Genomic DNA, 25,935 nt, shown 5'->3' on the forward strand with positions numbered 1-25,935 from the left:
GGCCGTCGATGCTCCTAGTATGCCTATTCAACTGACTGTCTAATATCTAGGGGAGGATCGCGATGCAGGCAGATTCCGCTCAGCAGCAGGGCCTTTATCGCCCCGAATTCGACCACGATGCATGTGGCATCGGCGCGCTTGCCGATATCAACGGTGAGCGCCATCACCAGATTTTGGACGATGCGCTGTCCATTCTGGTCAACTTGGAGCACCGCGGCGGCACGGGACTCGAGAAGAACACCGGCGACGGCGCTGGCATCCTGTTCCAGGTTCCGCATCACTTTTTTCGTAAAGAGGCCCAAAAGTGCGGCCAGATTCTGCCGGCAGAGGGCGACTATGGCGTGGCCATGCTGTTCTTCCCGCAGGACGACAGGGGCGTAGAGGATGCCCGCCGCGTGTTTGAGGAGGGCTGCGCCGAGGCCGGCGTGCCGCTGCTCTTTTGGCGCGAGGTGCCGGTCGACCCGCACGACCTGGGCGAGACGGCCCGCGCCTGCATGCCCACTATCCTGCAGGCCTTCCTGGGCCGTCCGGACGACACACCCGCCGGCGATGCCTTTGAGCGCCGCCTGTACGTGTGCCGCCGCACCATCGAGAAAAAGGCCGACGCCGAGTTCGCCCTGCGCGACAAGATCTTCTACGTGTGCTCCATGAGCTCGCGCACCATCGTGTACAAGGGCATGCTCGTCGCCACGCAGATGCGCCGCTTCTTCATCGATCTCAACGACGCCGCCGTCAAGACGGCCGTGGCGCTCGTCCACTCGCGCTACTCCACCAACACCACGCCCAGCTGGGAGCGCGCGCACCCCAACCGCTTTATCATCCACAACGGCGAGATCAACACCCTCAAGGGCAACGTCAACTGGATCCGCGCCCGCGAACCCAACCTGTACAGCCCCGTGCTGCAGCACGATCTTGAGCGCGTGATGCCCATCATCAACCGCGAGGGCTCCGATTCCGCGATTCTGGACAATGTGCTTGAGTTCCTGGTCATGAACGGTCGACCGCTCACGCGTGCCGCGTCCATGTTGCTGCCCGAGCCGTGGGACCACAACGACAGCCTGAGTGAGGAGCGCCGCGCCTACGACGCTTACCAGTCCATGCTCATGGAGCCGTGGGACGGCCCGGCGGCCATCGCCTTTACCGACGGTCGCACGCTGGGCGCCGCCCTCGACCGCAACGGCCTGCGTCCCGCCCGCTACTACGTGACGCGTGACGGCCGCTTTATGCTGGCAAGCGAGGTGGGCACCATCGAGGTAAGCCCCGAGAATATCCTGACGAGCGGCTGTCTGGGACCGGGCCAGATGCTCGAGGTCGACTTTGCCCGCGGCCGCGTCATCTACAACGACGAGCTGCGCGCCCGTTACGCCAAGGAAAAGCCCTACCGTGATTGGATTGCCGAGGAGACGCTGACCGTCGACGCGCTCGATAGGCCTGCCACGGCGACGCCGGCCGAGGACGCCGAGGTGCCCGCCGCCGTGCGTATGGCTAAGCTCGGGTATCACTGGGATGATGTTGACGAGGTCGTGCGTCCCATGGCCCAGCAGGGCAAGGCGCCACTCGCCTCGATGGGCATCGATGCGCCGCTGGCCTGCCTGTCCAAGAAGACGCGCTCCTTCTACGACTATTTCTATCAGCTGTTCGCCCAGGTCACGAATCCGCCGATCGATGCCCTGCGCGAGCACATGGTCACCTCGACCACGCTCTATCTGGGCAACCACGGCAACCTGCTCGAGGACTCCCGTACGGCCTGCCAGCTGGTTCGCTTGGAGCGCCCGTTGCTCAACGAGGAGGAGTTCGAGCGCATCTGTGCCATCGACCGCGTGGGCTTTAAGACCCGCCGTTTCCGTGCCGTGTACCGCCGTGATGCCGGCGAGGCCGCGCTGCAGGCTGCGCTCAAGCAGCTTGCAGAGGACGTTGAGACTGCGGTCCGCGACGGCGTGAACATCGTGGTGTTGAGTGATCGTGCCGCTGCGGGCGAGGTGCCCGTGCCGTCGCTGCTCGCCGTGGGCTGCGTACACAATCACCTGATCCGCGCCGGCGTGCGTACCTTTGCCGACATCGTGGTGGAGTGCGGTGACGCCGTGTCCCCGCACGACTTTGCGGCGCTGGTGGGCTACTCCGCGAGTGGCATCTATCCGTACAACGCGCATGCGTGCATCCATGACCTGGCCGCGCGCGGCGACTTGGACGTGACGGCCGAGCAGGGCATCGCCAACTACAACAAGGCGGCGACCGCCGGCATCGTCTCCATCATGTCCAAGATGGGCATCTCCACGGTGCAGAGCTACCACTCCGCGCAGATCTTCGAGGCCGTGGGCTTTACCCCAGCGTTTGTCGACGCGTACTTTGCCGGCACGGTGAGCCGTGTGGGCGGTATGGGCGTCGAGGACGTTGAGCGCGAGCAGAATGAGCGCTATGACGCCGCGCTCGCCATCCTTAAGAGCCCGGCTCCCGATCAGCTGCCGACGCTCGGCCTGACCAAGTGGCGACCGCTGGGCGGAGAGGATCACCTGATCGATCCGCAGACCGTCTACCTGCTGCAGACCGCCTGCCGCGTGGGCAGCTACGATACGTTCAAGGAGTACAGCGCCCGCCTGCACCGCACCGGCCGCGCCGTGCGCCTGCGCGACTTGCTCGGCTTTGATGCCAACGGCCGCACGCCGGTTTCGCTCGACGAGGTGGAGCCCGCGCTCAACATCGTCCGCCGCTTTAACACCGGCGCCATGTCGTACGGCTCCATTAGCAAAGAGGCGCACGAGTGCATGGCCATCGCCATGAACCGCCTGCACGGTCGATCCAACTCCGGCGAGGGCGGCGAGGACCCGCGCCGCGAGACGCCGCTGGCCAACGGCGACTCCAAGAACTCCGCGATCAAGCAGGTGGCAAGTGCGCGCTTTGGCGTGACGAGCCGCTACCTGTGCAGCGCTATCGAGATTCAGATTAAGATGGCCCAGGGCGCCAAGCCCGGCGAGGGCGGCCACCTGCCCGGCAAGAAGGTCTACCCCTGGATCGCCGAGGTCCGTCAGTCCACGCCCGGCATCGGCCTGATCTCGCCTCCGCCGCACCACGACATCTACTCTATCGAGGACTTGGCAGAGCTGATCTTTGACCTTAAGAACGCCAATCCCGGCGCGCGCGTGTCGGTCAAGCTGGTCAGCGAAGCCGGCGTCGGCACCATCGCCACCGGCGTTGCCAAGGGTGCCGCCGACAAGATTCTGATCAGCGGCCATAACGGCGGCTCGGGTGCCGCGTCGCGCGATTCGATTTGGCACGCTGGCCTGCCCTTGGAGCTTGGCCTTGCCGAGGCCCAGCAGACGCTGCTGCAAAACGGCCTGCGCTCGCGCGTGGTGCTCGAGGCCGACGGTAAGCTCATGGACGGCACCGATGTCGCCGTTGCCTGCTTGCTGGGCGCCGAGGAGTTTGGTTTTGCGACCATGCCGCTCATTTCTATGGGCTGCCTTATGCAGCGCGACTGCCAGCAGGACACCTGCCCGGCAGGCATCGCCACGCAAAACTGCCGCCTGCGTCACGGCTTCCGCGGTAAGCCCGAGCACGTTGAGCACTTTATGCTCTTTGTTGCCGAGCAGCTGCGCGAGGTCATGGCGAGCTTGGGCTTCCGTACCGTCGACGAGATGGTGGGACACCCCGAGTGCCTGCGCCAGATCGAGGTGCCGGGTAACCGCAAGGCCAACCTGCTCGATCTGTCGCCCGTGCTGGCAAGTGCGACCTGCGAGTTCGGTGCCCATATTCCGGGCGCTGACGGTCGCCACTTCCTGCCGCAGATGGCTGCCGATAGCGAGCTCGACAAGACACTCGACTCCACGCTGTTCGTGCCCTACACGGCCGATGCCTGTGCGCACCTGCGTCCGATTCGCTTCCGCGCCGATATCGCCAACGTCAACCGCTGCGTGGGCACCATCCTGGGCAACGCGGTGACCAAGGCGCATCCCGAGGGCCTGCCCGCCGGCTCCATCACCATCGATTGCGATGGTTCGGCCGGTCAGAGCTTTGGCGCGTTCCTGCCGCGCGGCATTACGCTCAACGTGTGCGGCGACGCTAACGACTACTTTGGCAAGGGACTTTCGGGCGGCGAGGTATCGGTGCGCCCCAACCCGCATGCGACCTACAAGTTCGACGAGAACATCATCGTGGGCAACGTTGCGTTCTTTGGCGCCACGAGCGGCCGTGGCTTCATTAACGGTCTGGCCGGCCAGCGTTTTGCCGTGCGCAACTCCGGTGCCACCGTGGTGGTCGAGGGCTGCGGCAACCATGGCTGCGAGTACGTGACGGGCGGTCTGGCGCTCATCCTGGGCGAGGTCGGGCAGAACTTTGCAGCCGGCATGACAGGCGGCGTGGCCTATGTCTTTGACCAGTATGGCACGCTCGACGCCCGCGTGAACCACGAGAGCGTTGAGCTCAAGGCGCCGACGGCCGGCGAGCTGGTGCAGATTCGCGAGCTCATCCAGGAGCACGTGGACGCGACGCAGAGCCCGCGCGGCATTAAGTTACTCTACAGCTTTGAGACGATGAGCAAGCACTTTGTGAAGGTCATTCCGACCGAGTACGAGCGCGTGCTGGCGATTGTCGCCGCGGGCGAGGCTGCCGGCAAGACGCATGCGCAGGCTGAGGAGCTGGCGTTTGACATCGTGACCGGTCGCGCGAGTGCCGCGGATGTCGCTCGCTTTGATGCTGTGGGCGATGCTGCGGGCGCAGGTGTTGCGCCCGTGGTCGCTACCGGTTCTGTTGCTTCGACCAAGAAGGAGGCGTAAGTGCCATGGGTAAGCCCGGTGCTTTTCTTGATATCGATCGCGTGGCCCACGAGCTTCGCCCCGTGGAGGAGCGCAGCCGCGATTTCGATCCGCTGTACGTGGAGCTCGATGACGATGCGCGCCGCGCCCAGGCGAGCCGCTGCATGATGTGCGGCGTGGCGTTTTGCCAGATGGGTGCGAGCTTTGGCAAGGCACGCCCGAGCGGCTGCCCGCTGCACAACCTGATTCCCGAGTGGAATGAGCTGGTGTACCGCGGCCGCTGGGACGAGGCTGCCGAGCGTCTGTCGCTCACCTCGCCCATGCCCGAGTTTACGAGTCGCGTGTGCCCGGCGTTTTGCGAGGCCGCGTGCAACCTGGGTTCGGTTGACGGCCAGCCCACGACGATTCACGATAACGAGCGCGCGATTAGCGATCATGAATGGGCAAATGGCGGTCCGCGTCGCTTTGAGCCGGCAGGGAAGGATGCGCCCTCGGTTGCCGTGGTAGGCTCCGGTCCTGCTGGTCTGGTGGCTGCATGGGAGCTTGCGCGTCGTGGCGCCCGCGTGACGGTGTTTGAGCGTGACGACCGCCCGGGCGGCCTGCTCATGTACGGCATTCCCAACATGAAGCTCGAGAAGTCTGTGGTCGAGCGTCGCGTGGCGCTCATGCGCGAGCTGGGTATCGTCTTTGAGCTGGGCGCTGACGTGAACGACCCCAAGGTTGCCGCCAAGCTCGATGGCTTTGACGCCGTTGTGGTGGCTGCCGGTGCTCGTGCGCCCCGTGGTCTTTCGGCTACGAATGTGGATGCCCCGGGCGTGGTGTATGCCGTGGACTACCTGACGGCTTCGACCGTCTCGGTGCTCGATGGCGGTGAGCCCGCGGTGAACGCGCACGGCCTGGACGTCGTGGTCATTGGCGGCGGCGATACTGGCAACGACTGCGTGGGTACCGCGGTGCGCCAGGGTGCGCGCAGCGTGCGCCAGTTTGAGTTCTTGCCGGCGGCGCCCGATGCGCGCGCGGCGAACAACCCCTGGCCGCAGTGGCCCAATGTGAAGAAAACTGACTATGGCCAGCAGGAGGCCATTACCGCCATGGGTGGCGAGATGCGCGCCTGGGGAGTGGATACGCTCGAGGTGCTGCTGGACAAGAAGGGTGCGGCCGCGGGCCTGCGCGTGGTCGATCTGGATTGGTCGGCCGGCAAGCCGGAGCGCATCGCAGGCTCCGAGCACGAGGTGCCGGCGCAGCTGGTGCTCATCGCCTGCGGCTTTACGGGTCCGGAGCACAGTGTGTTCGATGCGGTGAGCGTGCCTGTTGCCACGGCGGGCCGCCCGCTGCCCGTGATGGCTTCCGAGGGCTCGCACCTTGCGGCCCGCGTGGAGGGTGTCGCCGCCGATGCCGCGCCGGTGTATGTGGCCGGTGATGCCCGCAACGGCAGCTCGCTCGTTGTGAACGCCATGGCCGATGCCCTGGCCTGCGCAGCCGAAGTCGCTGAGGCGCTGGAGCTGTAAAGTAGTCATTTAAGAACGTCCCCAACGACTAGTCATTGGGGACGTTCTTTTTTTGTCTAGTCGTTGGGGACACTCTTTGTGGGGCGCCTGTTCGTTTGTCGACGTGCAAGTGTTCATTCGTCGACGTTTGCGACTGTGCTACTCTGCTCTTTCTGTGGTGGCTGCGGGCATCTGGCTCAAAAGGGCGGGTTGGCTGTCTATGCCTACCTGCCGTTTCTTTGCGGTGCGCTCATTCGGTCAAGTGTCCCGTCAAGTGTTTGGTTAGCATCTGGTTTGCAGTCGAAGGCCTATTTTGCCCGCGCTGACAGTGGCTGCTCGCCCTCCTCGTAAGCTCAAATTGAGGCCCATCAGTTTGAGGAGGATGCCATGACTGACCAAGTTTTTGACCGAGCAGAGCTGGCCGAAGCCGTCGGCAACGATATTGCCGACATGGCTCACTTTTGGATGCTGCGGAAGTTTCAATTCCTGGAGCCGGCGCGCGAGCAGTTCGAGATTATCGTCGATCCGTGGCTCAGCTATTGCGAGGAACCTTCTCAAAACGAAATTATGGCCTACAACATGGCGTTTACCGATTGGCTGCTGTTTGAGCGCCCCTATTACCACGGCAAGACGCTGTTGGAGCTGTATGTGGACGAGCCGCCAGCGTCAATTTCTCCTGCTTCGCTCGGGCGACTTAAGCAGGTGTGCGACACGCAGTATTTCTCGCGCTTTGGCATTTTGGACAAGGATCCCGCGACTGGCATGGTCGTGCTGAAGGACACGCGCACCGACCGTCGCTTTGACGTCTACGACCCACATATCGTGCAAAAGGAGCATTGGAACGATGGCGCGATTGCGGTGCGACTCGCGTGCGTCGACGATGTCTGGCTGACGGCGGGGCAGCTCTACCTGTATGACGTCGCGCGGCTGAGCGACACGGCGGTCGACGGGCCGGGCGCGGTGCATCCCGAGGACCTAGAGGACGGTTTCGACACCTCGTGCATCAGCTTCTTTTTGCGCCTGGTTCGCGACATCATGGGCGCTCAGGGGCGGTACGTGAAGTCGCTCAATATTTACGAGCAGGAATGGGAGTAGGGAGTGGGCTGTCGCAGCGCCGCCGCCTGTCTATTTGTCTCGGTCTGTAACGTTTAGGGACAAAAAACCAGTCTAACTGTTACAGATTGAGACAAAGGTTGGGCGCACGACTGAAAATCTCGATCTGTAACAACTAGAGGCTCAAAGACTGTCTTCCTGTTACAGATTGAGACGTTTGTCGACAGCGGCAACGGTGACAATGGCCCATTTCTCCGATGTGGTGGTGATGGAAGTGTCTAATACCGTTCTTAAACATAAGCAGGCGACACGGAACACCTTGGCGCGGAATAGGATGCTTGCCAGGCTCACGGAGGCGGCTGAACAAGGCGTGCTGCTTGTGACGCACGACAATGCCGAGCTCATGTGGCTGCGGCGTCATGTGGGAACCGATGATATTGCGGAGCCCGAGCCGTATTTGTTCTGCTTGCAACATGATTGGGGTGTACTGACACCGGCGGAGCGAGCGCTGCGCACCATCAAAGGGCTTGCAGAGTTTCATCCCGATTGGGCGTTTTGGGGTTATGACGCGGCGCTTTTGTGGGGTCTGGAGGTGCCGAATGATCTGCTCGGGCCACGATATCTTGTTAAGACAGGTTGCTCAGTGCCGCTGAGTGCAGGATGCCGGCTGTTGCGTCCGCAGGCGGCGGGTGCGCTTGAACAAGTCGACGGCGTGCGGGCGACGCCGTTTTGGCGCACGGTAGAGGATTGCCTGCTGCGCGTGCCGTTTTCGTATGGCTTGGCGATTGCCGATTCTGCGTTGCGAGCAAAGGGCGTATCGCGCGATGACTTTTGTGAGCGGCTTCGTATGGATTGTGAAGGCAAGCGCGGGTATCGTAGAGCGCAGGTGATTGCGTCGTATGCGGACGGGCTGTCCGAAAACGGCGGCGAGTCTCGTTTTCGGGCGTTCTTTATTGCGTACGGCTTTCCAGTTCCGGAGCTGCAGGTGGAGTTTCGTGATCCGCTCGATTCGAGCCAAGTGTTTCGCGTTGATTATTTTTGGAGGCTCGAGGACGGGACGTGCGTGATTGGCGAGCTCGATGGAAAGGGAAAGTATGCCTTACAGAACGACGAGGGTCGGGAGTCGATCGACCCATTCGTGGCAGAACGTCAGCGGGAGTCCCATCTGACAATGCTCGGGCACAAGGTGCTTCGGTTTACGTTTGATGAGCTCAAGAATCCGGGGAAGCTGGTTGAGAAGATGAGGCTGGCGGGTATTCCGCGACGGGCCGATCTGGCTGAGGAATGGAGATGCCAGTGGTATGGGCGCTGAGGGGTGCAACTGACGCGGATGTGGTTGTTCCTGTCGAGTTTGTCTCAATCTGTAACAACAAGGGGCCGTTTGGCCTCGTAACTGTTACCGATCAAGACAGAAGGTCGGCGCCTGCTGAAAGATCTTAATCTGTAACATCTTGAGGTCGAAAACCTGTCTACTTGTTACAGATTTAGACGTTTGACGACAGGGCTGGAAAATATCTCGATCTGTAACATCTAACGGCCAAAATTCGACCTAACTGTTACAGATTGAGACAAAGGTTGGACGCGGTGCCGAAAGATCTCGATCTGTAACATTTGGAAGGTTAAAGACGGTCCACCTGTTACAGATCTAGACATTTCCCGGATGTCGCTGGGGTGGGACTGCAGTGCATTCCATTCCCCGCATCTCCTCCTTTCTCCGTTAACCGATATGTCTGCAGCAATCCTGCCGTGCTGGGTAATAATGGACAAATGTTCAAGTTAATCGTGAGGGAGGAGCTCGATATGACGACTGCCGATCGTCCCACGTTGTTTATCAATGCGACCGTTCTGGATGGTTCGGAACATATGGAGCCGCAGCCCGATATGGCCGTGGCCGTCGAGCGTGGCATCATCACCTGGATGGGACCGAGTGCTGTGGCGCAGGCGCCTGCAGGTGCCGAGGTCATCGACCTGGCAGGGGCGTATCTCATGCCGGGCCTCATCAACATGCACGTGCATCTGTGCGGTTCGGGCAAGCCAGTCTCAGCGGGCGATGCGGGCGCGCTGATGAAGAAGCTTGATAATCCGGTGGGCCGCGCCGTCGTGCGCCATATCCTCAAGGGCAGTGCCCAGCAGCAGCTGGCAAGCGGCGTGACCACGGTGCGCGGCGCGGGCGACCCGCTGTTTGCCGACATTGCCGTGCGTGACGCTATCGATGCCGGCAAGTATCAGGGTCCGCGCCTGGTAGCGCCGGGAACGGGCGTCACGGTGCCGGGCGGCCATGGCGCGGGCTTGTTCGCCCAGGTGGCCAACAGCCCCGTCGAGGCAGCCGAGCAGGTGCGCGATCTGTATGCGCGCGGCGCCGACGTCATCAAGCTGTTCGTGACGGGCGGCGTGTTCGACGCGACCGAAGTAGGCGAGCCGGGCGTGCTGCGCATGCCGCTCGATGTCGCCGCGGCAGCGTGCAAGGCGGCGCACGAGGTTGGCCTTCCGGTCATGGCCCATGTCGAGAGCACCGAAGGTGTGAAGGCCGCGCTTCAGGCCGGCGTCGACACAATCGAGCACGGCGCTCCGATGACCTCCGAGATTCTGGAGCTGTACCGCGGCGCCGCGGGAACACAGCTCGAGGGACGTGCGCCGAGTGTGACCTGCACGATTAGTCCGGCGCTGCCGTTTGTACTGCTCGATCCGGGAAAGACCCATTCGACCGACACGCAAAAGAAGAACGGCGACATCGTGTGCTCGGGCATTATCGAGAGCGCTCGTGCGGCGCTGGAAGCCGGCGTTAAGGTGGGCCTGGGCACGGACTCGAGCTGCCCGTTCGTGACCCAGTACGACATGTGGCGCGAGGTGGCTTATTTTGCCAAGTACGTGGGTGTGAGCAACGCGTTTGCGTTGCATACGGCCACGCAGGTCAATGCTGAGCTACTGGGCCTGGGTGACGAGACCGGCACGATCGAGTGCGGCAAGGCGGCCGATATCCTGGTGACGCGCGAGAACCCTCTGGGTGACCTGGCGGCCCTGCGCGATCCGATGCACGTGATGTGCCGCGGTGACCTGGTGCGCAAGCTGAAGGTCAAGCACATCCCCGAGGTGGACACCGAGCTCGACGCGATTATGGCCATGCCTGCAGAGGCGCTGGCCGAGGAGCTCGCTCGCGACGGCATAGCTTAGGCGCTGGCGCGACGGGGCGACAGCTTCATCGAATGCTGCCGTCATATACAAAAAGCCGAGGTCTAAACACGAGGCCTCGGCTTTTTATCGAACAAATACTTCAGATTTGGGGAAATAAACCTGGTAAGTTTGCCCCACATACGGGCGTTAGGAGCGCGTCTCCATCTTGGCGTGGCACTTGGGGCAGGTGACGCGGATCTTGCCCTTGCCCTTGGGGACGGACAGCATCTGACCGCAGTTGGGGCACTTGAGGTAGGCCGTGGTCTTCCGACCCTTCCACATCTTCTTAGCCGTGCGCTTGGCACGCTCAAAGTCTTCCTTGCTCGTACCCGATGCGCGCGAGGCGTTGGCCGCCGCCGTGCCGCCGCCCAGGCTGGCGACGAACTTGCCCAGGCAGGGGACGTTCGCAGTCGCGGCAACGAAGGCATCATTTTCCTTGCGGCGGGCGCCGATGTTTTTGGACAGGCCACGCAGCACGCCGAGTACGATTACGGCGATGGCGATCCAGATGAGCCACTGGTGGCGGGCCGACGATCCGACCATCGCGAAAATAATTCCTATGAAGCCCAACACGATGGTAAGTTCGTCGGCGCCGTTGCGACCTTTCATAAAGTCATTCATGCGAATTGCCTTTCATTCGATCTTCTGCACGCCTTTATACCCCTTTTGGTGCAAAGGGGACAGGTTAATCTGCACCAAGGTGGTGCAAACGTACCTGTCCCCGATGCACCAAGATGGTGCAAAGAAATCTGTCCCCCTTGCACCAATTACTTGGTGAGTTTGTCGACGACGCGTTCGATCTCGGCGAGCTTGGCGGCTTTGAGGTCTTCGTCGCCCGATTCGATGGCCGAGGCGACGCAGCCCTCGATGTGCGCCTTCAACACATCGGCGTTGATGCGCGCGATGAGCGCCTGCGTGGCCATGAGCTGCGTGGAAATATCGACGCAGTAGCGGTCCTCATCGACCATCCGCAGGATGCCGTCGATCTGGCCGCGTGCCGTCTTGAGCATGCGGGTCACCGATTTATGGTCTGCCATCATGGCGGGTCCTCGTTTCTGGTCGATGGGGTCGAATGCCTCTGGTAGCTGCTACGCTGCGGTCACAGACAGGGCGTGGAACTTCTCGCCGGCGCCCTCGACGGCGGCGGCGAGCTGCTCGGCGGTCACGGTGTCGGCGCACTCCACCTGGACGGTCTGGGTCTCGTGATCGGCGTCGGCGTCGGTCACGCCGGCCACGTTGAGCAGTGCCGTCTCGACAGTAGCGTCGCAGTGGCCGCACATGAGGCCGGAAGTCTTGATTGTGTAACGCATGGGTGTACTCCTTATCGATTGAGTTTATCTGACAGTTTAGTCGTGAACAGAGTCATCTTAAAGGCACGCTGAGGTGCCCGAGATTGCCCCGAAAGAGGAGCGAAGCGTACTTTGGTACGTGAGCGACGGTTTGAGGGGCAAGGTCGGGTGCATCAGTGCGCCGTCTTAGGCTTAAAGGTTCGTAGACGCAGCGCATTGCTTACGACGCACACGCTCGACAGGCTCATGGCCGCGGCGCCAAACATCGGCGAGAGCTGCCATCCGGTGAGCGGGAAGAACACGCCCGCCGCCAGCGGAATGCCGATGCCGTTGTAGAACAGTGCCCAGAACAGGTCCTGTTTGATGTTGCGGATCGTGGCGCGCGACAGCTCGATGGCCCGCGCAACATCCATAAGGTCGCTGCGCATGAGCACCACGTCGGCACCCTCTTTGGCGATATCGGCGCCGGTGCCGATGGCAAGGCCCACGTCGGCGCGCGCCAGGGCGGGGGAGTCATTGATGCCGTCGCCCACCATGGCGACCTTGCCGCCCGCATTCTGCAGTTCGCGCACGTGGCGTTCCTTGTCGGCAGGAAGAACGTCGGCGATGACCTGTTCGCTGCTCAGCCCCACGCGGCGGGCGATGGCCTCGGCCGTCACGTGGTTGTCGCCGGTGAGCATGCGCACATCGACGCCGAGCGAACGCAGTGCGGCGATGGCCCCGGCGCTCGTCTCTTTGACCTCGTCGGCCACGGCGATGGTGCCGACGAGCTCGCCGTTCTTGGCAAAGAACAGCGGCGTTTTGCCCTCGGTGGCAAATTGCTCGGCAAGGTCCGTAGGCACGGCAGCGCCCAACTCGCCCATGAAGCGCACGTTGCCGGCTGCGATGATATTCTGCCCCTCGCGCGCCGTGACGCCGCGACCGGGCACAGCGGCAAAGTCCTCGACCATGCGTGCGACGATTCCGCGTGTCTCGCACTCGGCCATAATCGCTTCGGCCAGCGGGTGCTCGCTCGAGCGCTCTAACGCGGCGGCCAGCTTGAGCAGCGCCTTTTCGCTCATGGCGGGCGAGCCGTCAGCGCGCGTGGCTACCACGATATCGGTCACGGCAGGCTTGCCGCGGGTGACGGTACCCGTCTTATCGAGCACCACGGTGCCCACGCTGCGCAGGTTCTCCAGCGTCTCGGCGCTCTTAAACAGAATGCCCATCTCGGCGCCCTTGCCGGTGCCAACCATAATGGCGACGGGCGTGGCCAGGCCCAGCGCGCACGGGCAGCTGATCACCAACACGGCCACGGCGGAGGTGAGCGCCTCGTTTATGCTGCCGGTCAGTGCCATCCACACCGCAAAGGTCACGGCCGAGATCACAAACACCACGGGCACAAACACGCCGGCGACCTTGTCGGCCAGGCGGGCGATGGGCGCCTTGGTGGCGTTGGCGTCCTCGACGAGCTGGATGATCTTGGCGAGCGACGTGTCGGCGCCCACGCGCGTGGCACGGAAGGTAAACGATCCGGTGCGGTTGACGGTTGCGGCGTTGACGGTGTCGCCGGCGGTCTTTTCCACGGGGATGGACTCGCCGGTGAGCGCACTCTCGTCGACGGCCGAGCCGCCCTCGAGCACCACGCCGTCGACGGGGATAGACTCGCCGGGGCGCACGCGCAGCACCTGGCCGGGTAGGATGCTGTCGACGTCGACGGTGGTCTCGGTGCCGTCGTCGGCAACGACGGTCGCGGTCTTGGGTGCTAGGTCGATGAGTGCCTCGATAGCGCCGCCGGTTTTGGACTTGCTGCGCGTCTCGAGATATTTGCCCACGGTGACGAGCGACAGGATGGTGCCGGCGCTCTCAAAATACAGGTTGTCCATGCCTGTCATCATAGCCTCGTGAACCTGCCCGGCGGCCAGCTGGTCGGCCATGGTAAACATGGCGTAGAGCGACCAGGCAATGGAAGCGGTGGCACCGACGGCGATGAGGGCGTCCATGGTGGGCGCGCCGTGCACGAGTGATTTGAAGCCGTTGATAAAGTACGCGTCGTTGATGTAGACGATGGGGATGAGCAGGACAAGCTCGGTGAGGGCGAGCGTCATGCTGTGGATATGGTCCGTGAAGATGCCGGGCAGCGGCCAGCCGAGCATGTGTCCCATGCCTATGTAGAACAGCGGGATAAGAAAGATGATTGAGATGATGAGTCGGGTGCGCATAGCGGAGGCAGTGGCCTCTAGCTTTTTGGTGGGCGACTCCATATGGGTGGCTCCGAATCTGGCTTGCGCGTTGCCGCTTGAGTTGGCGGCATCGGTGCCCGTGCTGACGGGCGAGGCCGAATAGCCCGCGCGGTCGACGGCGGTGCAGATATCGTCGGGGGAGACCTGCGCGGGGTCATAGTCGACCATCATGGAACCGGCGAGCAGGTTGACCGCGACGCTTTGGACGCCGTCGAGCTTGCTCACGGCGCGGTCCACGTGCGCCTGGCAAGCGGCGCATGTCATGCCGCCCACGTCGAACTTATCTTGAGCCATGGCTTCTCCTTTCTGTGGCGTAGTGTTGGAATTGTTAACCTGCCGATACTATACACCCATACCCCCTGGGGGTGTCCAGTACAGAAAGAAATGTATGACATTTCGATACAGATGAGGGTGGCTGCTCAATCGTTGGCAGCCCCTGTCAAACATCTCAACCTGTAACATCTAACAGGGAAAATGACCTCTAACTGTTACAAATCGAGATTTTGTTTTGCGTGGCTGAGTTCTGTCTTGATCTGTAACGGTTCGGCCGGTTTTTGCTGAGCAGCTGTTGCAGATTGAGACAATCGGCCCAGACCCGCCCCGTCCGCCCTGTCATCTGTGGTTTACGTGGGGGCATGCGAAGCGCGGGTATACTAACCGGCGGCGAATCTGCTCCATCGCTTAGAGCTGCTGCGTCTGGACGGCGCGTGATAGGGTTGCCAAAGCGATCGCCAGCGTGCTGAGCAACGTCCTCTCTGTGCGCACCTGTTTTGTATGTATTAGCGCACTACCAAGCACGCCCGCGCGGCCGCATGCCGTGCCCATAACGCGTGCAGATAAGGAACAACAACATATGCGTAATTCTGTATCCGACGTCACGGACGCCGAGATTCTGGACGAGACCCGCGAGGCCATGACCCAGGCTGCCTTCGATGCTGCTGACGAGGCCAGCGCCGCCGAGACCGTCGAGTCCGCGACCGAGAACCTTCCCGCCTTCAACGAGCTGGGACTTTCGGACGAGATGCTTCGTGCCATCGAGAACCTGGGCTACACGGCGCCCACGCCTGTCCAGGCCGGCTCGATCCCCGTGGTGCTCGAGGGCCGCGACCTGCTTGCCGCCGCTCAGACCGGCACCGGCAAGACGGCCGCCTTCTTGCTGCCGACCATGAATAACCTGGAGCACATCGCTCCGCCCAAGCCCGTGCGCGAGCGTGGCGGCCGCAACCGCCGTCGCGGTGCCAAGAAGCCCGAGGGCAACGGCCGCGGCCCCGTGATGCTCGTCATCACCCCCACGCGCGAGCTTGCCCAGCAGATCGATGAGGTCGCCGGCAAGATTGCCGACGTCACCGGCCATGTCGCCGTGACCGTCGTGGGCGGCGTGAGCTACAAGCCCCAGACCGCGGCACTCAAGTACGGCTGCGATATCCTGGTCGCCACGCCGGGCCGTCTGGTCGACCTGATCGAGCAGGGCGCCTGCCACCTGGACGAAGTCAAGGTGCTGGTGCTCGACGAGGCCGACCGCATGCTCGACATGGGCTTTTTGCCCGCTGTCCGCCGTATTGTGCGCGAGACGCCGGCCGGGCGCCAGACGCTGCTGTTCTCGGCCACGCTCGACGAGGAGGCTGTGGGCGAGATCACCGACCTGGTGAGTGACCCGGCCCGCGTGGAAATCGCGCCTGCCACGTCGACCGCCGACACCGTCGACCAGTTTGTGTTCCCGGTGTCCATCGAGGCCAAGAACAACCTGCTGCCCGAGTTCCTCAAAAAGGAGGGGCCGGAGCGCACTATCGTCTTTATGCGCACCAAGCACCGCGCCGACAGCTGCTGCCGTCGTCTGGAGCGCAAGGGCATCAAGGCCGCCGCAATCCACGGCAACCGCAGCCAGGCCCAGCGCGAGCGCGCGCTTTCGGCCTTCCGCGACGGCACCGTTGACGTGCTGGTGGCAACCGATGTCCTCGCCCGCGGCATCGACATTAGCGACGTGCGCTACGTCGTGAACTTTGACGTGCCGGCCGAGCCGACCGACTACATCCACCGCATTGGCCGCACGGGCCGCGCTGGCGAGCTGGGCTGGGCCATCACGTTTGTGACCGAGCAGGATATCGATGAGTTCTACGAGATCGAGAAGCTCATGGACAAGACGGCCGACATCTACGAGGCCGGCGACCTGCATGTGGGTCCCAACCCGCCCGCGGTTGACCCCGAGCGCGACCCTGCGGCCTTTAAGGTGAAGAAGAAGACCAAGCGCGGCAAGTCCAAGAGCAAGAAGAAGCTCGAGCAGGCACGTCGCGACGGCAAGCGCAACGGCGACGATTACGGCGATGTTGCCGGTCGTTCCAACCGCGGTCGCGACGAGCGTCGCGGCGACGGCGAGCGTCCGAGCCGTCCCAAGCGCGGCGGCAAGACCCGCGTGCGCGAGGGCGTTCAGGCTCGCGTGGACGAGGCCGTTGAGAGCGTGGCCCGCGAGGTGGCTGCCGAGGAGCGCGGCGGTGCTGCTGAGCAGGGCCCGCGCGGCAACCGTGCCGAGCGTCGTGCCAAGCAGTTCCAGGGCGAGGCACACCGCCGTCGTCGTGAGGACGAGGACCGTGGCGGTCGTCGTCGTGTTGAGCGCGAGGACGAGGGCCGTGGCTCGCGTGGCGGCAAGCGCGGCTCGGGTGACCGTCGTCGCTCCGGTCGCGATGGCGAGCGCGGCGAGCGCGATGAGCGCCGTGGCGGCGAAGGCCGTGGTTCGCGTGACGAGCGTGGTGCCCGCGGCGGCAAGCGCTTTGACGAGCGCGGAGGCCGCGAGGGCGGCCGCGGTGGTGAGCGTCGCGAGGGCGCTCGTGGCAACGGTTGCCGCAGCGGCGCCGGTCGTTCGAATGAGTCGCGCGATCGTCGCGACCCGCGTGCCAGCCGCGATCGCCGCGATGACTGGCGCAACTACGACGATACCCGCGAGGAGCGCCGTGGCGGCTATCGCGGCGGGCGTGGCGGCAACCAGGCCGGCTCCCGTGGCGGTCGTGCCGGCGGTCGCGATAACCGTGGCAGCTATGGCAACAGCCGTGGTGGCAAGCGCGGCGGCAGCTCCCGTCGCCCCGGTGACGGCGGCGGCAAGCGCAAGTAACATACGCATCGCGCTCTAAGTCGAGGCGACCAGAGGGCTCCGGGCATGTTTTTTGCTCGGGGCCCTTTTTGGTGCAAGGGGGACAGATTGGTTTGCACCAACGTCTTGAAGTTGCGGTGGAATACGGACTGTTTTGGCCTTTTGAGCGGCTTTTCAGTCCCTATTTCACCGCAACTCATGATTGGTGCAAAGTAGCCTGTCCCCAATGCACCAAACAAGGAGTGTCCCTGGGTGCCGGCAGAAAAGGAACGTCCCTAAGTGTCGCCTAAATACCGTTTATCGGAGAAAAAATACCGTTCATCGGTCATAATGGTTGTTCCGGCTTTGGGCTTGTCTACAATATCCCCCGTAAAAAGAAATGCGGAAGGTTACCGAGTCCCTCGGACGTGGGCCTAACCAAAGTCTTTGAACGGGTGTGTCTCTATGGATGCATTCGTTTGATTTTGGTTGGGCTATATTTATGAAGGGACATGCCACCATGGGTTTCTTTTCTCGCCTGATGGGCGGTTCGGATGAGCAGAAGACTGCGGCTTCCGAGTTCGAAATCCTTGCTCCCGTTTCCGGCGAGCTTGTTCATCTAGAAGATACCAATGACCCCGCTTTTAGCAGCCGTGCCGTGGGCGATGGCGTTGCCGTGGTTCCCCAAGAGGGAACGGTGTGCGCTCCTGTTTCCGGCACCGTCGCGGCGCTGTTTCCGACTGAGCACGCGCTGGGCATCATGTCCGACGACAGCTCTGCTCAGGTGATGCTGCATATCGGAATCGACACTGTTAAGCTTGAGGGCAAGGGCTTCCATGCGCTTGTTGCCCAGGGTGACCATGTCGACGCGGGCCAGCCCCTCGTCGAGGTCGATTTCGACGCGGTCCGCGCCGCCGGCTTCGATCCCACGGTCTTCGTTATCGTGTGCGAGCGCTCGGAGAACTCGACTCTTCGTGAGCATGCTTCCGGCCCTGTTGCTGTTAAAGAGCCTGTCGTCTGGCTTTCCGAGTAAATTCTTGTGGTGGGTACCGTGGTTATCAAGCGAGTTTTTAACAACAACGTCGCAATGGTCACTTCGGACGATGGCTCCGAGCTCATCGTCATCGGTCGAGGCCTCTGCTTTGGCCGTCATGCCGGCGATGCCATCGATGAGGCGTCGGTCGAAAAGACCTACGCGTTGCAGGAGGGAACTTCTCAGGACTCGCGTACGATTGACCGCTTGGCACATCTTTTGGAGTCCATCCCCACCGTCAACCTCGTGATTTCCGAGGACATCGTTCAGATGCTTCGTCGAGAGCTCAATGTCGACATCAACGACAAGATTCTCATTGCTCTCGCAGACCATATCAGCCTCGCTTTGGAGCGTGAGCGCAAGGGCGTCTCCTGTGAGAATCCATTGCTGCTCGAGATCCAGCAGTTCTATCGCAAGGAGTATGCACTTGCGGGCCGTGCGCTGCAGATTATCAAGGAGTATATGGGCATCCAGATGAGCGAAGAAGAGCAGGGTTTCATTACCTTGCATATCGTCAACGCCACCATGCCGCAACGCTCCGATCGTCTAATCGTCTCGGTCCAGCTTGTTCGCGACGTGCTCGCGATTGTTTCTGAGCGCTATGCTACGACCCTCGATGACACCTCGTTGCCTTACGAGCGTTTCGTCCGCCACCTGCAGTTTTTCGCACAGCGAGCGCTCGATCCTACGGCCGGGCAAATCAACGGAGACGCGCTGTTCCGAATCGATGAAACGGCGTATCCGTGCGCATTCTCGTGCGCGGACGCCATAGCCGCCCACTTGTCGTCTACCTATAACGTTGTCGTTACCGATGCCGAGAAGAGTTATCTCGCATATCACATTGTTAACCTGCTTGGAGAACCTGGTCTCTAGGCATAACGTGCCCACACATCGATTGATATAAGGCAAGGCTCACGGTCTTGTCCAGGGCACATCTGTCTTAATTTGCGGAAAAGGAAGGGGAGTACCGCTATGACCGCAAAAAAGAAGTTCAATTTCAAAGCGCCGTTGGAGGTGTTCGCGAAGTCGATCGTTCAGCCGATGATGTATCTCTCGGTTGCCGGCATCCTGCTCATCGTGGGCATCATTCTGACCAACAAGACCATCTGCGCTTTGGTTCCCGTACTGGGCTCCGGTCCGTTCCAGCTTGTGGGCGCCGTTGTCTACCAGTCGCTGATGTTTATCATCAACAACCTCTCGATTCTGTTCTGCGTGGGTATCGCCGGCGCCATGGCAAAGAAGAACAAGGGCCATGCTTCGTTGATCGCCCTGATGTCGTTCTTCCTGTTCCTGCAGGCTAACAACATCGTGCTCAACGCCACCGGCTCTCTTGCCGATGCGAGCGGCATGCTCGGCCTTACCGGAACCGGCCAGGCCACCGTTATGGGCATCCAGGTGCTCGATACCGGCGTGTTTGGCGGCATCATCCTGGGCTGCATCACCGGTGCCGTGTTCAACAAGTACTCGAACAAGCAGTTCCCCATTGCCCTTTCGATGTTCTCGGGCGTTCGCTTCCCGTTCCTGATCATGATCATCATTTCCTGGATCATGGGCGCTGGCTTCTGCATCGTTTGGCCTCCGGTTCAGGGTGCCATCTCCTCAGTTGCCGGCATCATTAAGGAGTCGGGCAACATCGGCCTCTTTATCTACGGCATGCTCAACAAGCTGCTCGTTCCCACCGGTCTGCACCACCTCATCTACACCCCGTTCCAGTTCTCCGATGTGGGTGGCACCCTGACGCTGGGCGATCAGGTTATCGCCGGTGCCTACCCCATCCGTGTTGCCGAGATGGCAATGACGGGCCAGCCCTTCTCCGATAGCACCTACTTCAACAGCTACACCTTCAACAACCTGTGGCCCTACATCGGTATCGGTCTCGCCTTTATCGTCACCGCTTACAAGGGGAACAAGGATAAGACCAAGGCCGTTATCATCCCGCTGATCATCACCGCCGTGCTCTCCTGTGTCACCGAGCCCATGGACTTCCTCTTTGTCTTTGCCGCTCCCGTGCTCTTTGTCGTTCACTCGGTTCTTTCCGGCATCTTCCTGGTCCTGCTCAAGGTCCTCTCCGTGCCCGCTTCGACTGCAGGCGGCATCATCAACATCGTGGTTTCCAACCTGGTCCTCGGTGTCGACAAGACCAACTGGCCGGTTATGCTGGTGCTTGGAGTCGTTAACGCCGCTCTGTACTTCTTCCTCTTCACCTTCCTCATCAAGAAGCTCAACCTCCACACGCCTGGTCGCGAGGAGGAGTCCGAGCTCGCCGAGTCCGTTGCCGAGGGCGAGGCCGCCGCGTCTGTCGCGGTGAAGCAGGGCGCTGTTGCCGCGGCTCCCGCAGAGGGCGTCGATGCAGGTATTGCCGACCTGGTCGCAGGTCTTGGCGGCAAGGACAACATCGAGGAGCTCGAGAACTGCTTTACGCGTCTCCGCGTGAACGTTAAGAACCCGGACCTCATCAATGAGGACCTCATCAACCACGTGCCCAACAGCGGCATCAACCGCAACGGCAATAATATCCAGATCATCTTTGGCATGAAGGTCGCCGAGATGCGCGACAAGGTCGAAAACGCAATTGAGAAGGAGCAGTAAACAATGATCATTACTCTGTGTGGTGGCGGATCCACCTTTACCCCCGGCATCGTCAAGTCCATCGCCCTGCGCAAGGACGAGCTCGACGTTGATGAGATTCGTCTGTACGACATCAACGAGGAGCGCCAGCGCAAGATCGGCGTGCTCGTGGACTGGATTTTGCACGAGGACCTCGGGCTGGACATCAAGCTCACGGTGACCACCGACAAAAAGACGGCTTTTACCGACGCGAGCTTCGTGTTTGCCCAGATGCGCGTGGGCGGCTACGCCATGCGCGAGCAGGACGAGAAGATTCCGCTGCGTCACGGCTGCGTGGGTCAGGAGACTTGCGGTTGCGGCGGCCTTGCCTACGGCATGCGCACCATCTTCCCCATGGTCGAGCTGATCGATGACGTTGAGAAGTACGCCAAGAAGGACTACTGGATTCTCAACTACTCCAACCCTGCCGCCATCGTCTCCGAAGGCTGCCGCGTGCTGCGTCCCAACGCTCGTATCATCAACATCTGCGACATGCCGATCGCGATCATCGACGTGGTTTGCGCCGCGCTCGATATCGACAAGAAGGATGTCGAGTACGATTACTTTGGCCTCAACCACTTTGGTTGGTTCACCTCGATCCGCCACAAGGGCGAGGAGGTGCTCCCGCAGCTGCGCGAGTACATCAAGGAGCATGAGATTCTGCTGCCCGACTCTTACCTCAAGGGCATGGGCTCGCTCATGGCAAAGAAGCCCGAGGAGGCCGTCGACGAGCACCCCGAGCAGAACCGCCACACCAAGGGCAGCTGGTACTACGTCTGGAAGGGCGAGTACGAGATCATGGAGTGCTTCCCGGAGTACCTGCCCAACACGTATCTGAACTACTACCTGCAGCAGAAGGAGTTCGTCGAGCACTCCAACCCCGAGCGCACCCGTGCTAACGAGGTTGAGGAGACGCGTGAGAAGAACCTCTTTGATGGTATCGACCATTACGAGAAGACGGGCGAGATCGACGAGAGCACGTTCTATGCGGGCAGCCACGGCGACTGGATTGCCGATCTGGCTATCGCTCTGAAGAACGACACCAAGCAGCGCTTCCTGGTCATTTGCGAGAACAAGGGCGCCATCCCCAACATGCCCTACGACGCTATGGTCGAGCTGCCTGCCTACATTGGCAAGAACGGCCCCGAGGTCATCAGCCGCGACAACATTCCGCTGTTCCAGCAGGGCCTCATGATGCAGCAGCTGAACTCCGAGAAGCTCATTGTCGAGGCTACGATCGAGGGTTCGTACGAGAAGGCGCTTAAGGCCTTTACGCTCAACAAGACCGTGCCGTCGATGAAGGTCGCCAAGGAGGTTCTCGACGACATGATCGAGGCCAACAAGGGTTACTGGCCCGAGCTTAAGTAAAAGCAACAGGGTCGCTGGCCGCATGCCTGAAGCAATGCCCCGCCCACGTGATTGCGTGGGCGGGGCATTGTCGTTTGGTAACGCGTTTTATCAAATATGGCATTTATCTGCGGTAATGTTCTATTTCACCGCTGAGGGTGACATTTTATACCGCCTGCCGAACCGTATGGAGACCTCACAACTTTTTAGGTCAGTGTTGTGCGTGTAGCAATTTCGCCCGGCCTCGCCTCCGGGCTGCCATGTGAGAGGGGACCTTATGGCTCGACTGCACGTAATGGAACGCAGCCACGCTCAGGCCGTCATGGACGACCTGCACGATGCACTCGGACGTCGTCTGGCGGTGAGTTCGCTCGCCCCGTGCCCCGTCGAGTTTACGGCGGCGCTCGTCAACCTGTGCTCCACCCAGAGCTGCGGCAAGTGCACGCCCTGCCGCGTGGGCCTGAGCGCGCTGAGCGACCTGCTCGCCGATGTGCTCGAGGGCCGCGCCGACGAGTCCACGCTCAACTTGATTGAGCGCACCGCCCGCACCATCTATCTTTCGAGCGACTGCGCCATCGGTTACGAGGCCGGCGCCATGGCGCTTACGGCTATCCGCGGTTTCCGCGACGACTTTGAGCACCACATCCGCGAGCACTCCTGTGGCTTTGACCGCGAGGCCCGCGTCCCGTGCGTCTCGGGCTGCCCGGCGCACGTCGACATTCCCGGTTACATTTCGCTGGTCGAGGCCGGCCGCTATGCCGATGCCGTCAAGGTCATCCGCAAGAACAACCCGCTGCCGCTCGTTTGCGGCCTGGTGTGCGAGCATCCCTGCGAGATGCACTGCCGTCGCGGCATGGTCGACGATCCCATGAACATCCTCGCCCTCAAGCGTTTTGCCGTTGAGCACAGCGACCTCAACGATTACAAGCCCAGCGTGGCCGACAACACCGGCAAGCGCATCGCCGTGATCGGCGGCGGCCCGGCCGGCCTTTCCTGTGCCTACTACCTGGCCGTGATGGGCCATAAGGTGACCATCTTTGAGCAGCGCCACCACCTGGGCGGCATGCTGCGCTATGGCATTCCCAGCTACCGTCTGCCGCGCGAGCGCCTGCAGGCCGAGATCGACTGGATCTTGAGCGCCGGCATCAACGTGGAACTCGACCACTCCGTCAATGGCGAGGAGCTTGCCCGCCTGCGCGACGAGTTCGATGCCGTCTACCTGGCCATTGGTGCCCACAGCGATAAGAAGCTCGGCCTTCCGGGCGAAGAGGCGCCCGGCGTGGAGTCGGCCGTCAAGATGCTGCGCGCCATCGGCGACGACGAGCTGCCCGACCTGAGCGGTCAGCGCGTGTGCGTCATCGGCGGCGGCAACGTGGCCATGGACGTGGCGCGCTCTGCCGTGCGCTGCGGTGCCGAAAAGGTGAGCATCGTCTACCGCCGTCGCATCTGCGACATGACGGCCCAGGATGCCGAGATTGCCGGCGCCCAGGCCGAGGGCTGCGAGGTTCTTGAGCTCACCGCACCGCTCGCTATTGAGACGGGCGAAGATGGTCGCGTGAGTGGTCTGCGCGTGCAGCCGCAGATTATCGGCGAGCCCCGTCGTGGGCGCCCGGCCCCGCGTGCCGCCGCGACGCCCGAGCGCGTCATTCCCTGCGAGCGCGTGTTTGTTGCCATTGGTCAGGACATCGATTCCAAGCCGTTTGAGGAGATGGGCATCGCCTGCAAGTGGGGCTGCGTCGTCACCGATTCGGACGGCGCCGTGCCTAACTTCGACGGCCTCTTTAGCGGCGGTGACTGCCAGACCGGTCCCGCCACCGTCATCCGGGCCATCAACGCCGGCCGCGTTGCTTCGGCAAATATCGACCGCTACCTGGGCTTTGACCACAAGATCAAGCTCGACGTTGAGCTGCCGACCGTGCAGTTTAAGGGCAAGCACGAGTGCGGCCGCTGCGAGCTGGGCGAGCGCGAGGCCGGCGAGCGCATCCACGATTGGAATCTGGTCGAGCAGGGCCTTACCGAGGAGGAGGCACGCCAGGAGGCAAGCCGCTGCCTGCGTTGCGACCACTTTGGCTTTGGCGCGTTCCGCGGAGGGAGGAACCTGGAATGGTAGAGCCCAACAACCCCACTGTCAGCGACAACACCGAAAGCGGAGCACTCAATATGGTCAAGCTCACTATCGATAATTGCGAGGTCATGGTACCCGAGCACACCACGATCCTGGACGCGGCCAAGTCCGCCGGCATCCAGATTCCCACCCTGTGCTACCTGCGCGATCTAAACGAGATCGGCGGTTGCCGCGTGTGCGTGGTCGAGGTTGAGGGCTGCGACCAGCTGGTTGCCGCCTGCAACAACTACGTGCTCGACGGCATGGTGGTCCACACTAACAGCCCCAAGGCCCGCGAGGCGCGTCGCACCAACGTGCAGCTGCTGCTGTCCCAGCACGACTCGCGCTGTACGAGCTGCGTGCGCAGTGGTAACTGCAACCTGCAGACCATCGCCAACGACCTGGGCATCTTCTATCTGCCGTACGAGCAGCACCTGGCGCGCGAGGGCTGGGATTTCGATTTCCCCATCATCCGCGATAACGACAAGTGCATCAAATGCATGCGCTGCATCAAGGTGTGCGAGAGCGTGCAGGGCTTAGGGATTTGGGATCTGACCAACCGCGCCACGCATACCGCCGTGGGCACCCGCGGGCGTGCGCCGATCGGCAAGACCGATTGCGTCGCGTGCGGCCAGTGCATCACGCATTGCCCGACGGGCGCCCTGCGCGAGCGTGACGATACCGAGACCGTGTTCGATGCCATCGCCGATCCCGACAAGATCGTGCTGGTGCAGATTGCGCCGGCCGTGCGTAGCGCCTGGGGCGAGGAGCTCGGCATTCCGCGCGAGGAGGCTACTGTCGAGCGCCTGGCTTGTGCGCTGCGCCGCGTGGGCTTTGAGTACGTGTTCGATACCGACTTCTCGGCCGACCTCACCATTATGGAGGAGGGCTCCGAGCTGCTCGAGCGCCTGGGTAAGGCCGCCAAGGGCGAGGGCGACAGCCGCAGCTGGCCCATGTTCACGAGCTGCTGCCCGGGCTGGGTACGCTTTGTGAAGGCGCGCTACCCGGAGTTTGTCGACAGCCTGTCCACGTCCAAGTCGCCGCAGCAGATGTTTGGCGCCATCGCCAAGACCTACTACGCCAAGGTGCTGGGCGTGGAGCCCGAGCGTCTGTTTGTGGTGTCCGTGATGCCGTGCACGGCCAAGAAGGCCGAGTGCGCGCTGCCGAGCATGGTGGGCGAGGACGGCACGCCCGATGTGGACGTTGCGCTGACGGTGCGCGAGACGGTGCGCATGATCCGCGCGAGCCACGTGAGCGTCGACACGCTGGTTGAGGAGCCGCTCGACACGCCGCTGGGCTTTGGCACGGGCGCGGGTGTGATCTTTGGCGCCACGGGCGGCGTGATGGAGGCTGCCGTGCGCTCGGCCTATTACCTGGTGACGGGCAAGAACCCCGACGCCGACTTCTTTACCGATGTGCGCGGCCTGGACGGCTGGAAGGAGGCCGTGGCCGGTATCGATGGCACCAAGGTGCGCGTCGCCGTGGCGCACGGGCTAGGCAACGCCGCCCGTCTGCTCGACGCGATTCGCGACGGCCGCGTGAGCTATGACTTCGTTGAGGTCATGGCATGCCCGGGCGGCTGCGTCGGTGGCGGCGGTCAGCCCATCCACGACGGCTGCGAGCTGGCAGCCGAGCGCGGTCAGGTGCTGTGGGGCCTGGATGCCGCTGCGGACATTCGCTTCTCGCACGAGAATCCCGATGTTCAGGCGTGCTACCGCGAGTTCTTGGGCGAGCCGCTCTCGCCGCTGGCCGAGGATCTGCTGCATACCGACCATCACGCATGGACGATGCCTAACGAGGGGACGTGCTAGCG

General features: G+C 62.3%; 16 protein-coding genes. 12 read left to right on the forward strand and 4 right to left on the reverse strand.

Features of this window, described 5'->3' with window-relative positions; genetic code table 11:
* Window positions 1–62: 62 nt before the first annotated feature.
* From gltB to ACEXKH_RS00585, 5 genes are all read left to right on the forward strand, one after another.
* On the forward strand, window positions 63–4,769 hold the full coding sequence (gltB, locus tag ACEXKH_RS00565; RefSeq protein ID WP_373572682.1) for a glutamate synthase large subunit: 4,707 nt from the start codon (window positions 63–65) through the stop codon (window positions 4,767–4,769).
* A gap of 5 nt (window positions 4,770–4,774) precedes the next feature.
* Window positions 4,775–6,256, forward strand: coding sequence for a glutamate synthase subunit beta (locus ACEXKH_RS00570; RefSeq protein ID WP_373572683.1), 1,482 nt, complete (start codon window positions 4,775–4,777; stop codon window positions 6,254–6,256).
* A 366-nt stretch (window positions 6,257–6,622) separates the two neighbouring features.
* Window positions 6,623–7,330: a hypothetical protein gene (locus ACEXKH_RS00575; protein WP_373572684.1), complete on the forward strand. Its 708-nt coding sequence runs from the start codon at window positions 6,623–6,625 to the stop codon at window positions 7,328–7,330.
* A gap of 199 nt (window positions 7,331–7,529) precedes the next feature.
* Complete coding sequence (locus ACEXKH_RS00580; RefSeq protein WP_373572685.1) at window positions 7,530–8,600, forward strand: hypothetical protein; 1,071 nt, start codon at window positions 7,530–7,532, stop codon at window positions 8,598–8,600.
* Between the two features lie 488 nt (window positions 8,601–9,088).
* Entirely contained in the window at window positions 9,089–10,459 is a 1,371-nt protein-coding gene (locus tag ACEXKH_RS00585; RefSeq protein WP_373572686.1) for an amidohydrolase family protein, read from the forward strand.
* Between the two features lie 147 nt (window positions 10,460–10,606).
* Here ACEXKH_RS00585 and ACEXKH_RS00590 read toward each other — a convergent pair whose 3' ends face one another.
* The 4 genes from ACEXKH_RS00590 to ACEXKH_RS00605 form a co-directional block, all read right to left on the reverse strand.
* On the reverse strand, window positions 10,607–11,080 hold the full coding sequence (locus tag ACEXKH_RS00590; protein ID WP_373572687.1) for a hypothetical protein: 474 nt from the start codon (window positions 11,078–11,080) through the stop codon (window positions 10,607–10,609).
* Between the two features lie 146 nt (window positions 11,081–11,226).
* Window positions 11,227–11,499 carry a metal-sensing transcriptional repressor gene (locus ACEXKH_RS00595; RefSeq protein WP_373572688.1) on the reverse strand — a complete coding sequence of 91 codons (273 nt, stop codon included), beginning with the start codon at window positions 11,497–11,499 and terminating at the stop codon, window positions 11,227–11,229.
* Between the two features lie 48 nt (window positions 11,500–11,547).
* Entirely contained in the window at window positions 11,548–11,769 is a 222-nt protein-coding gene (locus tag ACEXKH_RS00600; protein ID WP_006235338.1) for a heavy-metal-associated domain-containing protein, read from the reverse strand.
* Between the two features lie 152 nt (window positions 11,770–11,921).
* Window positions 11,922–14,264, reverse strand: coding sequence for a heavy metal translocating P-type ATPase (locus tag ACEXKH_RS00605; RefSeq protein WP_373572689.1), 2,343 nt, complete (start codon window positions 14,262–14,264; stop codon window positions 11,922–11,924).
* A gap of 559 nt (window positions 14,265–14,823) precedes the next feature.
* On the opposite strand from ACEXKH_RS00605, the gene ACEXKH_RS00610 reads away from it, so the two are divergent.
* The 7 genes from ACEXKH_RS00610 to ACEXKH_RS00640 all read left to right on the forward strand — a co-directional run bounded on the left by ACEXKH_RS00610 (window position 14,824) and on the right by ACEXKH_RS00640 (window position 25,933).
* Complete coding sequence (locus tag ACEXKH_RS00610) at window positions 14,824–17,073, forward strand: DEAD/DEAH box helicase (RefSeq protein ID WP_373572690.1); 2,250 nt, start codon at window positions 14,824–14,826, stop codon at window positions 17,071–17,073.
* A gap of 478 nt (window positions 17,074–17,551) precedes the next feature.
* Window positions 17,552–18,064 (forward strand): PTS sugar transporter subunit IIA, encoded by a 513-nt coding sequence (locus ACEXKH_RS00615; RefSeq protein WP_373572691.1) that lies wholly within the window; start codon window positions 17,552–17,554, stop codon window positions 18,062–18,064.
* Between the two features lie 18 nt (window positions 18,065–18,082).
* Window positions 18,083–18,937: a PRD domain-containing protein gene (locus tag ACEXKH_RS00620; protein WP_324249481.1), complete on the forward strand. Its 855-nt coding sequence runs from the start codon at window positions 18,083–18,085 to the stop codon at window positions 18,935–18,937.
* Between the two features lie 99 nt (window positions 18,938–19,036).
* Window positions 19,037–20,653: a PTS transporter subunit EIIC gene (locus ACEXKH_RS00625; protein ID WP_117769497.1), complete on the forward strand. Its 1,617-nt coding sequence runs from the start codon at window positions 19,037–19,039 to the stop codon at window positions 20,651–20,653.
* 3 nt (window positions 20,654–20,656) lie between these two features.
* Window positions 20,657–22,039: a 6-phospho-alpha-glucosidase gene (locus tag ACEXKH_RS00630; protein ID WP_117769499.1), complete on the forward strand. Its 1,383-nt coding sequence runs from the start codon at window positions 20,657–20,659 to the stop codon at window positions 22,037–22,039.
* Window positions 22,040–22,295: 256 nt separating this feature from the next.
* Entirely contained in the window at window positions 22,296–24,128 is a 1,833-nt protein-coding gene (locus tag ACEXKH_RS00635) for an NAD(P)-binding protein (RefSeq protein WP_346978961.1), read from the forward strand.
* Window positions 24,122–25,933, forward strand: a complete 1,812-nt coding sequence (locus tag ACEXKH_RS00640) for a [FeFe] hydrogenase, group A (RefSeq protein ID WP_445012648.1) — start codon at window positions 24,122–24,124, stop codon at window positions 25,931–25,933. Before ACEXKH_RS00635 ends, ACEXKH_RS00640 begins: the two co-directional genes overlap by 7 nt.
* The last annotated feature ends 2 nt before the right edge of the window (window positions 25,934–25,935 follow it).

It is taken from the genome of Collinsella aerofaciens ATCC 25986 (genome assembly GCF_964259375.1).
In the GTDB taxonomy this organism is placed as follows: Bacteria; Actinomycetota; Coriobacteriia; order Coriobacteriales; family Coriobacteriaceae; genus Collinsella; species Collinsella aerofaciens_BO.

What these genes read in the sequence shown, in the direction of transcription:
- ACEXKH_RS00635 (WP_346978961.1), top strand. Translation starts at nt 22,296, where the DNA reads ATGGCTCGACTGCACGTAATGGAACGCAGCCACGCTCAGGCCGTCATG.
- ACEXKH_RS00630 (WP_117769499.1), top strand. Translation starts at nt 20,657, where the DNA reads ATGATCATTACTCTGTGTGGTGGCGGATCCACCTTTACCCCCGGCATC.
- ACEXKH_RS00580 (WP_373572685.1), top strand. Translation starts at nt 7,530, where the DNA reads ATGGCCCATTTCTCCGATGTGGTGGTGATGGAAGTGTCTAATACCGTT.
- ACEXKH_RS00570 (WP_373572683.1), top strand. Translation starts at nt 4,775, where the DNA reads ATGGGTAAGCCCGGTGCTTTTCTTGATATCGATCGCGTGGCCCACGAG.
- ACEXKH_RS00575 (WP_373572684.1), top strand. Translation starts at nt 6,623, where the DNA reads ATGACTGACCAAGTTTTTGACCGAGCAGAGCTGGCCGAAGCCGTCGGC.
- ACEXKH_RS00625 (WP_117769497.1), top strand. Translation starts at nt 19,037, where the DNA reads ATGACCGCAAAAAAGAAGTTCAATTTCAAAGCGCCGTTGGAGGTGTTC.
- ACEXKH_RS00615 (WP_373572691.1), top strand. Translation starts at nt 17,552, where the DNA reads ATGGGTTTCTTTTCTCGCCTGATGGGCGGTTCGGATGAGCAGAAGACT.
- ACEXKH_RS00585 (WP_373572686.1), top strand. Translation starts at nt 9,089, where the DNA reads ATGACGACTGCCGATCGTCCCACGTTGTTTATCAATGCGACCGTTCTG.
- ACEXKH_RS00610 (WP_373572690.1), top strand. Translation starts at nt 14,824, where the DNA reads ATGCGTAATTCTGTATCCGACGTCACGGACGCCGAGATTCTGGACGAG.
- gltB (WP_373572682.1), top strand. Translation starts at nt 63, where the DNA reads ATGCAGGCAGATTCCGCTCAGCAGCAGGGCCTTTATCGCCCCGAATTC.
- ACEXKH_RS00600 (WP_006235338.1), bottom strand. Translation starts at nt 11,769, where the DNA reads ATGCGTTACACAATCAAGACTTCCGGCCTCATGTGCGGCCACTGCGAC.
- ACEXKH_RS00595 (WP_373572688.1), bottom strand. Translation starts at nt 11,499, where the DNA reads ATGATGGCAGACCATAAATCGGTGACCCGCATGCTCAAGACGGCACGC.
- ACEXKH_RS00605 (WP_373572689.1), bottom strand. Translation starts at nt 14,264, where the DNA reads ATGGCTCAAGATAAGTTCGACGTGGGCGGCATGACATGCGCCGCTTGC.
- ACEXKH_RS00640 (WP_445012648.1), top strand. Translation starts at nt 24,122, where the DNA reads ATGGTAGAGCCCAACAACCCCACTGTCAGCGACAACACCGAAAGCGGA.
- ACEXKH_RS00590 (WP_373572687.1), bottom strand. Translation starts at nt 11,080, where the DNA reads ATGAATGACTTTATGAAAGGTCGCAACGGCGCCGACGAACTTACCATC.